11 protein-coding genes are annotated in these 13608 nt (G+C 52.1%); 3 read left to right on the top strand and 8 right to left on the bottom strand.

The features are described from left to right. Position 1: 1 nt before the first annotated feature. Entirely contained in the window at positions 2-865 is an 864-nt protein-coding gene (rfbA, locus tag CWI71_RS04120) for a glucose-1-phosphate thymidylyltransferase RfbA (protein ID WP_126753990.1), read from the bottom strand. Next, entirely contained in the window at positions 862-1926 is a 1065-nt protein-coding gene (gene rfbB / locus CWI71_RS04115; RefSeq protein ID WP_126753989.1) for a dTDP-glucose 4,6-dehydratase, read from the bottom strand. Before rfbB ends, rfbA begins: the two co-directional genes overlap by 4 nt. A gap of 270 nt (positions 1927-2196) precedes the next feature. Here rfbB and CWI71_RS04110 point away from each other — a divergent pair, with 270 nt between their 5' ends. Continuing rightward, entirely contained in the window at positions 2197-3105 is a 909-nt protein-coding gene (locus CWI71_RS04110; protein WP_157981047.1) for a beta-1,6-N-acetylglucosaminyltransferase, read from the top strand. A gap of 4 nt (positions 3106-3109) precedes the next feature. Here CWI71_RS04110 and CWI71_RS04105 read toward each other — a convergent pair whose 3' ends face one another. From CWI71_RS04105 to CWI71_RS04080, 6 genes are read right to left on the bottom strand one after another with little or no spacing between them, the layout of a single operon-like run. Then, on the bottom strand, positions 3110-4411 hold the full coding sequence (locus tag CWI71_RS04105; RefSeq protein WP_126753987.1) for a hypothetical protein: 1302 nt from the start codon (positions 4409-4411) through the stop codon (positions 3110-3112). Further along, positions 4412-5017 carry a prolyl hydroxylase family protein gene (locus CWI71_RS04100; RefSeq protein ID WP_126753986.1) on the bottom strand — a complete coding sequence of 202 codons (606 nt, stop codon included), beginning with the start codon at positions 5015-5017 and terminating at the stop codon, positions 4412-4414. It lies immediately after the preceding gene. Beyond that, on the bottom strand, positions 5017-6465 hold the full coding sequence (pgi, locus tag CWI71_RS04095) for a glucose-6-phosphate isomerase (protein WP_126753985.1): 1449 nt from the start codon (positions 6463-6465) through the stop codon (positions 5017-5019). Before pgi ends, CWI71_RS04100 begins: the two co-directional genes overlap by 1 nt. 52 nt (positions 6466-6517) lie before the next feature. Continuing rightward, positions 6518-9271 (bottom strand): SLBB domain-containing protein, encoded by a 2754-nt coding sequence (locus CWI71_RS04090; RefSeq protein WP_241967616.1) that lies wholly within the window; start codon positions 9269-9271, stop codon positions 6518-6520. Between the two features lie 23 nt (positions 9272-9294). Then, positions 9295-10398: a UDP-N-acetylglucosamine--undecaprenyl-phosphate N-acetylglucosaminephosphotransferase gene (wecA, locus tag CWI71_RS04085; RefSeq protein WP_126753984.1), complete on the bottom strand. Its 1104-nt coding sequence runs from the start codon at positions 10396-10398 to the stop codon at positions 9295-9297. A gap of 24 nt (positions 10399-10422) precedes the next feature. Then, complete coding sequence (locus tag CWI71_RS04080) at positions 10423-11589, bottom strand: nucleotide sugar dehydrogenase (protein WP_126753983.1); 1167 nt, start codon at positions 11587-11589, stop codon at positions 10423-10425. A 146-nt stretch (positions 11590-11735) separates the two neighbouring features. Between CWI71_RS04080 and CWI71_RS04075 the strand changes: the two genes are divergently transcribed. Both CWI71_RS04075 and wecB read left to right on the top strand, forming a co-directional pair. After that, positions 11736-12461, top strand: coding sequence for a WecB/TagA/CpsF family glycosyltransferase (locus CWI71_RS04075; RefSeq protein ID WP_126753982.1), 726 nt, complete (start codon positions 11736-11738; stop codon positions 12459-12461). Positions 12462-12474: 13 nt separating this feature from the next. Continuing rightward, positions 12475-13608 (top strand): non-hydrolyzing UDP-N-acetylglucosamine 2-epimerase, encoded by a 1134-nt coding sequence (gene wecB, locus CWI71_RS04070; protein WP_126753981.1) that lies wholly within the window; start codon positions 12475-12477, stop codon positions 13606-13608.

Raw genomic sequence — 13608 nt, 5'->3', positions numbered from 1 at the left:
TCTAATCAATAAGCTCAAGCAAGTACTGTCCGTAGCTGTTTTTGGCCAGGGATTGCCCCTGTTCACGTACCTGGTCGTCCGATAACCACTTATTTCGCCAGGCAATCTCTTCCAGACAGGCGATTTTATAGCCCTGGCGTTTTTCGATGGTTTCGACGAACTGTGCAGCTTCCAGCAGGCTTTCATGGGTACCGGTATCAAGCCAGGCAAAACCGCGGCCGAGCAATTTCACCCGCAAGTCGCCGCGTTCAAGATACGCCTGATTGATGCAGGTAATTTCCAGCTCACCGCGATCAGAGGGCTTCACGTTCCTGGCTATTTCCACCACGTCATTATCGTAAAAATAAAGCCCGGTCACGGCAAAGTTCGACTTAGGCTCTGCTGGTTTTTCTTCAATCGAGATCACTCTTGCCTTATCGTCAAACTCAACCACGCCAAAGCGTTCCGGGTCTTTCACCGAATAGCCAAACACCGTTGCACCGCTAGGTTGTTCGGCGGCACTGCGTAACTTGTTGGTGAAGCCTTCGCCATAAAAAATGTTATCGCCAAGCACCAGGCACACGCTATCGCTGCCAATAAACTGCTCGCCAATAATGAAAGCTTGCGCCAGACCGTCCGGGCTCGGCTGCTCGGCGTACGACAATTGCACGCCAAACTGCGAACCGTCACCCAGCAGTTTTTCGAAATTCGGCAGATCTTCGGGCGTCGAGATAATTAAAATCTCGCGGATACCGGCCAGCATCAGCACTGATAACGGGTAGTAAATCATAGGCTTGTCGTAAATCGGAAGTAACTGCTTAGAGACGCCCTTAGTAATGGGATATAACCGGGTGCCTGACCCTCCTGCTAAAATAATACCTTTCATGATACGGATCCTAATCGTTCACGCTGATAACTACCGTCCTGTACATGCTGACACCACTGCAAGTTCGCCAGATACCACTCAACGGTTTTGCGAGTGCCTGACTCGAAAGTTTCCTGCGGTGTCCAATTCAGCTCCCGCTGTATCTTGCTTGCGTCAATGGCGTACCTGACATCGTGTCCCGGACGGTCAGTTACGAAGGTAATCAGCTGTTCATAAGCTTCCACACCGCGTGGCTTCTGCGGCGCCAGCTCTTCAAGCAGCGCACAAACGGTGCGCACCACTTCAATATTTTGTTTTTCGTTGTGACCGCCAATATTGTACGTTTCACCCACCTTACCTTCCGTAATAACTTTGTAAAGTGCTCGCGCGTGGTCTTCGACATATAGCCAGTCTCTTACCTGATTTCCCTTGCCGTAGACCGGCAACGACTTTCCGTCCAGCGCGTTTAAAATCATCAGCGGAATAAGCTTTTCAGGGAAATGATAAGGGCCGTAATTGTTTGAACAGTTGGTAATCAAAATTGGCAGGCCATAGGTGCGACCCCAAGCGCGTACCAGATGATCGGAGCTGGCTTTACTGGCCGAATATGGCGAGCTGGGCGCATACGAGGTGGCTTCGGTAAACAGTTCGTTCGTTCCCTCTAAATCGCCATACACCTCGTCGGTCGAGATGTGATGAAAGCGAAAGCTGGCTTTGCGTGTGGCGTCCAGTTGGGTCCAGTAATTACGTGCAACTTCCAGTAAGTTGTAAGTACCGATGATATTGGTTTCGATAAACGCCGCCGGCCCATCAATAGAGCGGTCGACGTGGCTTTCGGCCGCCAGATGCATAATAGCGTCGGGTTGGTGGTCTTGAATGACCTTTGCTAAAGCGGCCTGATCACAGATGTCTACCTGTTCAAACGCGTAGCGCGTTGACGCCTTGACGTCGGCCAGGCTTTCAAGATTACCGGCATAGGTCAGTTTATCTACATTCACAACGTGGTCGTTGGTTTGACTTATAATGTGCCTGATCACCGCCGAGCCTATAAACCCAGCTCCACCTGTAACTAAAATTTTCATTGGCAGTACTTTTTGTTTGAGTTGAATTCCATTCGTTTTAGCTACGCGATTATCCCATGACTGTGTGAGGTTAGCCACACCCATGACTTGCTTTAGTCAAGGTTTTACATCGGTAAGGTCAAATGATGGATGGCTTTCGTAGCAATGGCGCAGCGTTTTGTGATTTACTCGTGAAGTCGCAACAGAATATCGCTTATTCAGGACGACATTGTGAGACAGTTTGGCTTATGATGGCAAAACTAAAATTTAATGTGTTTCGGGGGGCATGGGTTGAAAAAAATTTTTTTAATTGCAGCACATAAACCGACCCGGGCTTTGCAATGGACAGTAGAGTACCTTTCGCAATTTCCAGAGAACACAATTGTTATTCATTACGATGCAAAATCCAATGTCGAACAATTACAGTTACCCGATCGCGTTAATATCAGGTTTATTGCGGATCCGATTGCGGTACAGTGGGGGCATTTTTCACAAATTGAAGCAAGTTTAAAGCTATTTCGTTACGCAAACTCATTAAACTACGATTACTGTTTCTTAATTTCCGGCGAATGCGTGCCTGCTTGTTCGAATCAAATGATGGATAAGCTGCTAATTCAAAATCAAGGTAAAGATTTTGTTCACTTTCAGCAAGACAAGACGCAGATGCGGCGACTTGCCAGTGAGCGCATTCGTTATCGTTACCCCAGCGCCTTTTTCCATCGCCCCAGGTCAATTATCGATAAACTTTTGGTTTATAGTCACCGTTATCTGCGACACCTGTGGTTTACCAATCATTCAGCGAAACGAAATCTAACTGGACTAACAGAACTTTACAAAGGAACCAGTTGGGTTACCTTAACCCAATCCACCGTCGCAGATATGCTCAGGTTTATCGATAATAATCCAGCTCTCGTCAAGTCTTTTGAAGCATCACTTTGCGGTGATGAAGTGTTCTTCCACAGCGTAATTAAGGCGTTACCTGATACACGCTTCGTTCACAACCCGAAGTATCAACACCAGGCTCTGCGCTACCTCGATTGGCAGTCAGGTCCACAGTTCCCGCGGCATCTAACCCCCTCAGATATCGGTAAGATTCGTAGCGGGACTTATTTTTTCGCCCGAAAAGTGACGGACGACCTCAGCGAGAACGATTTCGAACACTTTGTCGGGTTAGTTAATGACAAAGAAGAGAAGCTTTAAGCGACTACCATCGCACTTCAAATGAAGCGATGATATTACCGAACTCATCCTCGCGGCCGTCAACATGGGTCTCTTTCCAGCCCTGCAGCCCAACCTCGGCAATGCTGTTAAAGCCGAGCGGGAAGAAAACGACCGCCTCCACCTGCTGAATGCGCTCAATACCGGGACGATATTCAGGTTTCAGTTGCCAGCGCGCGGCCATGCCATAGGCATTATGATGCCGCCGAACCCGCGTGTCCTGAATACGAAAGTCATACCCTAACCCGTTATTGGCAAAGGTGGCATAGCCAAGCGTCAGTAAGCTACGCAGGTCACTGCGATCGTATTCGGCGTACACCCGCGAAAGTTTCGCTGGCTCTGAAAAGCTCCAGTCGAGCCCTACCATATGGCCATTGGCGCTTAGGCCATTGACGTCATGCTCGCTGATGCTGCCGTAAAAGTTCAGCTGCAACGGCAGGCTGAGTCGCGCATCAAACACCCAGTTGTCTGAGGTATCAGCCAGCTCAGAGGCGGTGTAATGCAGTCCCAGTTCGAGACGTTCGAGGGCGCGCCAGCCCAGGCGCGCGCCGTAGGCCTCTTCGCGCTGCCAGTTTTGCGTGGCCGGGTCGAGCAAAAAGCGTTCTTCACTCTCGCCATAAAAAGCCGCAAAGGAAAAGGAGCTCAATGCGTTATCGCCGCTTGGCGCGTAAATACTACGTACCCCACGCAGCGGCAAGGTGCTGACCGTATGCAGGCCGTCGTGCGCCGAGCCAGGTGACCACCAGGTTTCCAGTTGATCGGCACTTACCATAACGTCGCCGATCATGGCGGCGGCATAACTACCCTGCCAGCTTAGGTTTTCAGTTTCGACCCGTGGGTTAAGACTTAAAGAGCTGTCGCGATAGGTTGCGCGCAAGCGCCCCGCCACATGCTCGCCAATTTGTTCATGCGTAATGGCCGCCGAGGCATTACCTTCCATGGGACGGCTATAACTTGGCTGCGCCCCGGTGTCGGTGACGCCTGCCAGGCGCAGGCCAGTGTACGAGCCGCCCTTATGGTAACTCAGCAGCGCCATCAGCTTGTAGTAGGCCACTTGCTGCAGCTCGGTCAGTTGATCGGGGTTAATAGCTTCAAGGTCAGCAATTAGTGGCCGCCACATAACCGGGAAAGTGGTCACCGGAGCGCTTAATAAGCCTGCGTCGGCAAGAACCTGTAGCGAATGGCGTACATGCAGCTCTTCAGCGTCCAGCCAGGGGGTTGCCTGCACCGAAGCGCTAAACGACACTAGTCCTGAACAAAGAGCAACTGCGGCTAACAAACGTCGCACTTATTTAAACTCCCGCTCGTGAAACCACAAATTAAAGGCCCACTTTTCACCGGCGGTCACTGGCATGCCGGCGTGCAGACTCTTGGGGTGTACGTCGGTGGTATCGCCAACCGTATTTTTAAATACCAGCAAGCGACCGGGCTTCGCCGCCACGTTAATATTGAGCTTGGGGAAGAATGTCGAACCGCCGCCCTCTGGCGAATTTACATAGCCAAGCGCCGTGTACAGTCGCTGGCCACCGCGAGCGGTGCAGCGCTTGCCGCGCTCGGTATTCATGTCATAGGCATCGAAGTGCGCGCGGTATTCCTGATCTTTCCCGTAGTGAATGACCTGAAAGCTTTCAGCGTTGCCAAGCGGCAGGCCGACTTGCCGGGCAATGCGGGCGCCGAGATCAGTAATAATCATATTCTGGGTGTGACGAACCCAAGCCAGTTGATTAGTGCGCGCGTTGCTTAACACGCCCTCTGTATCAGAGCTCACCTTGGCCCTGTCCATCTGCGCCGCAGCGGCGTTCACAAGCTGCCGGCCTTCGGACTCGGTAAAAAAGTCATCTATAATGTAAACAACAGGATCTTCACACAGAATATGCTTCTTGGGACTGTTCATTACACCCTCTTGATAATACTGTCCGTGCTCTCGTCAAACTGCGCGTCGCTTTCCCCATTCAACACGGCGAGCACCGATTTGGCAATTTTTTTCCCTTCTTCAACACCCGGTTGATCGAATGAATTTAGGTTCCAGATCACACCTTGGGCGAAGATCTTGTGCTCATACGCGGCAATCAATGCGCCGAAGCTTTGCGGGGTCAGCTCATCGACATACAGCAAATTCGACGGATGCTTGCCCGGATAGGTCGGGCCGTCGCCGAACCACATCAGCCGGCGGTGCGCCAGGCAGTTGGCAACCGACAAGATTTGCTGTTGCTTCAGGCCCTGCTGCACACTTGGGTTAAAGCCCGGTGCCTTGCGGTGCAATACGGCAATAAAGTCGGCGGTGAACTTGTCATAGCCCTGGTGCAGATGCTGAAAAAACGCATGTTGGCCATTCGGGCCGAAACCGCCCCAGATAATAGGGCCGGTGGGGTAATCAATGAGCTTGCCGTCGCGATCTTTTTGTTTGCCGTTACTTTCCATGTCAAGTTGCTGCAGGTAGCTGGGCAGGTAGCGTAAACGTCCGTCGTAAGGCAATATTGCAACGTTATTCAGGCCGCGCTCTTCGCGGTTGTACACACCCAGCAGCGCCAGCAGCAGCGGAATATTTTCCATAAGTGGCGCGCTACCAAAGTGCTCGTCCATGGCGTGCGCGCCGTCGAGCATTTTGGCAAACTGATTAGCGCCAATGCTCAGCGCAATCGGCAGGCCAATAGCTGACCAGAGTGAATAACGGCCGCCTACTGAATCGGCAAAACTCAGTTGCTGGCTGGCCGGAATGCCAAAGTCGGTCATGGCTTTGTTGTTGCTGGAAACGCCAATTACGTGTTTGTCCAGCCACTGGTCCTGGTTCAGCTTAGGTTCTACCCAGCGCTTGACGGTATCTACATTGGCCAGGGTGTCGATGGTGCTGAAGCTTTTTGAGGCAATGATAAACAGCGTGGTTTCCGGGTCGACAATAGGTAGCACAGCGTACAGCTGACCACCGTCCATAGAGCTGACAAAATGCACGTTGAGCTTATGGTTCACATTGTCGTCGGCAAATTCTTTTAAGGCGAAGCTGCCCATCATGGGGCCCAGATCAGAGCCGCCCACGCCAATGTTGACGACATCTTTGATTGGCTTGCCGGTAGCGCCCAGCCATTTGCCAGCGCGCAGGGTGCGGACGATTTCACTGAAGCGGTTGCGTCCGCCCCCGGCAGCAACGACCGAGTGGCGGCTGCGGTTAAGTACGTGGCTGACTTTGCGCCCTTCGCTGGGGTTTTCGTACTCGCCTTTGAGTAGTTGCGCGCGGGCTTCATTAAAGTGTTTTGGCAGACGCTTTGCCGCAAAGGCCTCAATGTCGGAGACAGAGAGGCCCTGGAAAGTTGCGTCAAGATTTAAATAGTCCGTTGTTACTTGCATTGTTCATCCGTTGGTACATTGGTTGCCCGGCCCGTCGACGACAGGGCCGGCATCAGAGTCCGCTTAACGCCGCCAATGCCACGCCGACCTGATACATGATTTGGGTGGCGGTGGTCCACAGCTCGATGTTGTTCATGTACTGGGTGTCCATGGGCACCACAATGGTGTCGCCCGGCTCGACCTCATTGGTCGTGCCGGAGCTGAACCACGAACGGCGCTCGGGCACCACCACGCGGCCGTTCGCTTTGACAATGTAAATACGCTCATCATCTGCTTTCTGGCGCATGCCGCCGGCGCGCTCAATATATTGCTCCAGAGATACGCCCGACTCGTACTGATACGAGCTTGCCAGCTGTACTTCGCCAATAATCGACACGGTATTTTGCACTGTTGGCACAAACAGACGATCGCCGTCTTTTAGCTGAATATCGGCGGTGCGTTTGCCTTTGCCGATCACATCCTCAAGGTCAATGATCAGACGACCCACAGCATCGACATTGGTCAAATCGCTCAGCAACTGATTCATTTCGCCATAAGCGATTTGCGTGCCACTGTCGGTAATCACATTTGAGGCAATTTCGCGGCGCAATTGTTGCGCCAGCTCGTCTAAGCGGCGGCGTTCAGCATCACGCAGGTCGACACGGGTAAAAATAGAGCCGCCAATAAAGGCATACTCGGTCAGCCCACCGGCTCGGTCGAGCAAGCCCTGTAAGGTCTCGCCACGGCGAATGGTATAGGTACCCGGGAAGCGCACCTCACCTTCCAGGCGTACTTGCAACGTATTTTGCCACTGCGGAATCGATAAAATCTGAATACGGTCACGACCTTGCAGCGCAACTGTCTCTTCGCCCTGTAAGACTTCCGCCAGGCTAAACGGCAAATAGACCGCTTCGGCTTCACCACTACGTAATTGCGTACGGGTAATCTCCGCACGGGCCAGATACGCTGATTCTTTCAAGCCGCCTGCGGCAACAATAGCGCGCTGTGCGGTGGCATTTTCTACCAGTGGATAAATACCCGGATAGCGCACTTCGCCATCGACAAATACCAGTGGCAAAGTACCGGTAGCACTGTACTGGTTACGCAACTGATACAGAATGGGTTGCAGCAGGTTATGGCGTGAGAATTTGGCGTAATAATCGGCGGGGCGCTGCTGGTCGCCATCTTCAACGGCAAACAGCGAGCTTAGCTGACTATCAAGCTCTTCTGAGCGTACCGGAGTAGCTTGCTCCAGCAACTGTGAGAACTCAGAATCATCGGTGATCAGCTTTTGCAGGTATTGCTTGCGGTATACTTCAAGCACGCGCTCGCGCTCTTCACGCTGGCGATCGCCCTCTGACTTCAGCCAGGCACTGAGCTGATTTTCTTCGGCTTTTGCCGACTCATACCGACTAAAGAGTACCAACTGATCGCGCGGCTGTAACTTCAGATTGGCCGCTTCGCTACCCTGAATAGCACGTGCTACATCGAATTGTAACACTTTGATGGTGCGCCGATCGTCGCTGCTTCGTACCACAATACCATAGGTCAGGTCGGTGATAGGTAACAGCGCGCCCTCAACGCTTGATAAAAGGTCATTGATGCGCAGCTCTTCACGCCATTCATAGACGCCCGGCCGCACCGCAGCACCCACCACCATTACGCTGTCGACAGTGTCCCGGGCAACCGGCAACACGGTAATTTCATCACCACCTTGTAGTGGCGTGGTGACTTTCTTCGCGGTTAAGTCAACGGTCTGCACGCGCCGTGAACCATCACTGATGCGCTGCAACTGTACTGACTTGCGATAGGCCGTCGGTAACAAGCCGCCGGCATAATTCAGCGCGTCGGCCAGGGTTTCATCAAATAGCAGCTCATAAATCGCCGGACGTAATACCTCACCACAAATGCTGACCATGGCACCGCGGGTCGGAATAAACACCACGTCCCCAGCTTGCAAGCGTACATCGTTGCTGGCGTCGCCTTCGGTGAGTAATTTATAAAGGTCAAAGGTTACGACGGTCTCGCCGCCGCGTTTTAGCTGCACGTTTCGTAGTGAGGCGATGTCGCTGACTCCACCTGAGACAAATAATGCCTGGCTCATAGTGGTCAATGAGCTCACGGTGTAGGCACCCGGCTTATAGGCTTCGCCGACGACAAAAATCTGCATGCTACGCAGTTCGCCCATACTCACGGCGGCGTCCATACCGATCATGCGATCACGAACAGTGCTCTTGATCAGCGCTTTTGCTTCGTCGTAGCGCAGACCGGCAACACTGATAGGGCCAAGATTTTCGATGACGATTTTGCCTTCGTTATCAATGGCGGCGTCAATGGTGCGGGTTTCTTTGCCGTACAGCTGAATGCGCAGGGTATCGCCAATGCCCAACACATAATTTGCCGGTACCGGAGCATTGGTCATGGGTGCAAAGGTGCTAGGCTCCCCCTGAAACAGGTTATACCCGAAAGGCTTAAGCTCGTTATCACTCTCGGCTAGACGGTCCGCCAACTCGCCTGGACTAAGTTCGTTTAGCGGGCGCTGATCGGTACTCTCAAGATCTTTTGGCGTTGCGGTGCGCTCTCCGGGCGTTGCGGCCTGACTACTGCCCTTGGACGCCGTACCCTGCATCAGCGATTCAAGGTCGCTGAGGTTAATGCCAAACTGCCGCGCTATCGCTTCTTGCTGCGCACGCGGCAGTTTCTGGATTTGCTGAATTTGCTGTGGCGTTAAGGCCGACAGGTCTTGTGCATTAGCGCCCTGTACCGGAGTAAAAAGGACAAACGCCAGCGCGGCTGCCGTTAGCGTTTGTTGCAACCATGCTTTCACGCTAATTCCCCTATTTTATAATTTTAATTAGATGGTTCTATGTCGCGGTGACGACGTACCCAGGAGACGACTCTCCAGATATGCTTAAGCATTATCAGATACAATACAAATATTGCAACGAATAAGCTTAATACAACAGCTTCCGGCACTTGCATCCACTCCAGTGTCAATCCCAACGCCAGCTTAACCACCGCAATGACACTGATGATAGCAAGAGCCCGCCGGGCAGAGAAGCCTGCACGCATAAACATATGATGCAAATGTTCACGATCCGGTTTGAACGGCGATTGCCCTTTCAAAACACGCCGTGCAAGAATGGCGAACATGTCCATTAATGGGACCGCAATTAGCCATAGCACCGCGACCGGCCGTACGGCGCTCATCTCAGGCGTTGCCTCAAACCACGACTCCAAAATACGCTCAGGATGGGTCAGCATGACTAACATCCAGACCACAGTAAAACCCACTAACATGGAGCCGGAATCGCCCATAAAGATTTTACGTACCGGACGGAATTTAACACCAATATTGCGGATCAGATACGGAATCATGGCACCAAACAGAATGGTCGCGACCAGCATGGGCAACTGTTGTGAGTGCATAAACGCCAGCAACACAATACCGGCAAAGGCCACCATTGCCATGGCACCAAGCAGACCGTCAATGCCATCAATCATGTTGTAGGCATTCATGGCAGCCACGATACATAGCAATGTGAAAGGCATTGAGAAGGCGCCCAGTTCAATCACGCCGGTACCAAATAAATTGCCGAGTTGGGTAATTTGCACGTCTGCGCCAAACACCACGACTGCCGCAGCCAGCATTTGCGCAATAAAACGAACGCCAGGGTCGATGTCGTAGCGGTCATCAAGGGCGCCAATTAACACCATAAAGCTCGATGAAACGAGGAATAACCGAATATCGACCTCTAACGGCAGCAGCGCTACCATCATAATCAACATGGTGCCGTAAACGGCAAGCCCGCCCACCAGCGGTACGGGTACGCCGTGCTGCTTACGCTCGCACGGTACGTCAACCAGCGCAGTGCGCCAGGCCATGGGAATTAAGATGTTACATAACACGCTTGATAACACGGTAGCGGCTATCAACACCATCCAGATATTCATGTATTCGCGAGTTCCTGTTTATTCTTAGTCGCTGTTATAAATGTCGCGAGTATAGACTTTGTCTGCCACGTCACTTAATTCCTCAGCAGTCCTGTTGCTGATGATTATATCGCACCTATCTTTAAAGTTTTGTAAATTTTTTTCAACACGACAATTGTAAAAATTTTCTTCTTTTAAGGTCGGCTCGTAGACAATTATCTCAATACCCTTCGCCTGCAAGCGCTTCATAATGCCCTGAATAGCACTTGAGCGAAAATTATCGGAGCCGGCTTTCATCACCAGGCGATAGACACCCACGACATTGGGCTGCCTTGCAACTATAGCATCCGCAATGAAATCTTTCCTTGTGCGATTGGCATCGACAATGGCGCCAATGATCACCTGCGGCACGTTATCGTAATTCGCCAGCAGTTGCCGTGTATCTTTTGGCAGGCAGTAGCCGCCATAACCAAAACTAGGGTTATTGTAATGTGCGCCGATACGCGGATCGAGACAAACGCCGTCGATAATTTGCCGGGTATCCAGTGCGTGGTGCGCGGCGTAGGTATCAAGCTCATTAAAAAACGCCACACGCATGGCCAGATAGGTATTGGCAAATAATTTAATCGCCTCAGCCTCGGTGGGTTCAGTATATTGCACCGGCACGTCCGGCTTAAGGGCACCTTGTTGTAAAAGTTGTGCAAAGGTTTCGGCGCGCGCTGAACGCTCGCCCACGATTATTCGTGAAGGAAACAGATTGTCATGCAGTGCTTTACCTTCACGCAGGAACTCGGGCGCGAACACTACCCGGTCAGTGCTGAGCTCGGCGCGCTTTTTTACCACGTAGCCGACCGGAATGGTCGAGCGAATGACAATTGGGCAGTCGGGGTTGTGTTCAAGTACCTGACTAAGAACCCCATCGACCGAGCTGGTATTGAAATAATTGGTTTCAGGGTCGTAGTCGGTCGGCGTCGCGATGAGTACCCAGTCGGCATTTGCATAGGCGCTGGCTGCCTCAGTTGTCGCGCTCAGCTGCAAGTTCTTATGCTGCAGGTAGTATTCAATATCAGCATCCTGAATCGGGCTCTTGCCAGCATTGATCAGCGCCACTTTGTCGGCGTTAATATCCACCGCGGTCACCGGGTGATGCTGCGCCAGCAATACTGCATTTGAGAGGCCTACGTAGCCTGTTCCAACCACAACAATGTTCATGCGTTCCCTTTTCTTACCCATTGTTTGCACCCACATTCAGCGCGACAGTGTAACTACTGACTCGGTTATTGTCATCAGTCGCAACATTGCAGTTTCATGTAAGCCTAGCTAGAATGCCTGCACTTCTTTAAGAGATTCTATTTTACATGCATTCTACATCTGTCAAACAGGTCAGCGTCGGCGGACTTCAGGTGACCCCTTTTGCTTCAATGACAGAGGCGGTTCAGTCCATTATTCAACCGGACGGTAGCGTGACATCAGGCTTTGGCATTGCCATTAACCCTGAAAAAGTGATGCTCGCACGCGCCGACGATGATCTGCGCGATTTAATTAATGCCGCGACATTACGTTTTGCTGATGGCACCGGCGTGGTGCGCACCATGCGCAAAAAAGGTGTTGAGAACACGCGGATTCCCGGTTGCGAATTATGGGAAGCTTTGATGCGCGAAGCTGCGAAACAGCAGTTACCGGTCATGATCATCGGCGCTAAACCTGAGGTCAATAATGCCTGCGCCGAAAAGCTAAAAGCTATGGGCACGCCCGTGGCCGCTGCTATAGACGGCTATTTCGAAGACGAGAGTCAGTTGCATGACGCGCTGCTGCAGCACCGTCCTAAGCTGGTCAGTGTTGCCATGGGCTCACCCAAACAGGAAAAACTGATTCAGCGTTTACGAAAAGTTTACCCCGACGCCTTTTATTTGGGGGTCGGAGGCACTTATGATGTCTTTACCGGCTATGGCAAACGCGCACCGAAGTTATTCTGCGACCTGCATTTAGAATGGTTCTACCGGCTTTGTGCGCAACCGAGCCGTATCGGACGCCAACTGGCTCTGTTAAGCTATCTGCGATTACATCTGACGCATAAACTATAAAAAGAATAACTTCATGCCCAAAAAAGTTCTGGTGGTCTTCGGCACCCGTCCCGAAGCAATAAAAATGGCGCCGCTGGTGCAACAGATGCAGCAACTTGACCCCGCGCAGTGGGACGTACGGTTGTGCGTCACCGCGCAACATCGCGAAATGCTGGATCAGGTACTGAAATTATTTGCTTTGACACCTGACTACGATCTCAATCTGATGCGCCCCAATCAGTCACTGCATGAGCTTGCCGCACGCGTACTGACTGAAATTGAGCCGGTGTTACATGACTTTCAGCCGGATCTGGTCTGTGTGCACGGTGATACTCTTACCACCCTAACCACTGGGCTTGCAGCATATTTTAAACAGATACCTGTTGCCCACATCGAGGCCGGACTGCGCACCGGTAATATTTACTCCCCCTGGCCTGAAGAGGCGAACCGCCGTTTGGTTGCAGGAATTACCCGCTGGCACTTCGCGCCCACGAAAAAGGCACGGGACAATCTGTTACGTGAGAATATTCGCGAAGATCAGATTCATGTGACCGGCAATACTGTCATTGACGCGCTCTTGCACGTAAGTGAGCAATTACGTGCAGATGCTGGCAAACAACAATACTACGCCGAAAAGTTTGCCGCTATTGCCGTTGATCAGCCCATGCTGCTGGTTACCGGGCATCGTCGGGAGAGTTTCGGAGCGGGCTTTGAGCGTATCTGCGAGGCCCTCGCCCAGCTTGCCGCGCAACGCCCCGAACTGCAAATTGTGTATCCTGTGCACTTAAATCCGCACGTACAAGAGCCAGTACAGCGTTTACTGAGCGGTTTCCCCAATGTGCACTTATTACAACCACAGGACTACGAGCCTTTTGTCTATTTAATGAACCGCGCCTCGGTTATTCTGACCGACAGCGGCGGCATACAGGAAGAGGCTCCCTCGCTGGGCAAGCCAGTATTGGTCATGCGCGACACCACCGAGCGTCCGGAGGCTGTTGCTGCGGGCACGGTAAAATTAGTGGGCACCAACGTTGAGAAAATTGTCGCTGGTGTCAGCGCCTTATTGGACGACACTGAGCTTTATCAGGCCATGAGCCGCGCGCACAATCCTTACGGTGATGGCCAGGCCTGTCAGCGCATTATCGACGTTTTAAAGAAGGAGCTTTAA

The sequence above is a fragment of the Pseudidiomarina insulisalsae genome (assembly GCF_003987065.1).
Lineage (GTDB): Bacteria > Pseudomonadota > Gammaproteobacteria > Enterobacterales > Alteromonadaceae > Pseudidiomarina > Pseudidiomarina insulisalsae.
The sequence above is the reverse complement of the archived record's forward strand: the minus strand, read 5'-3'. Positions and strand labels throughout refer to the sequence as shown.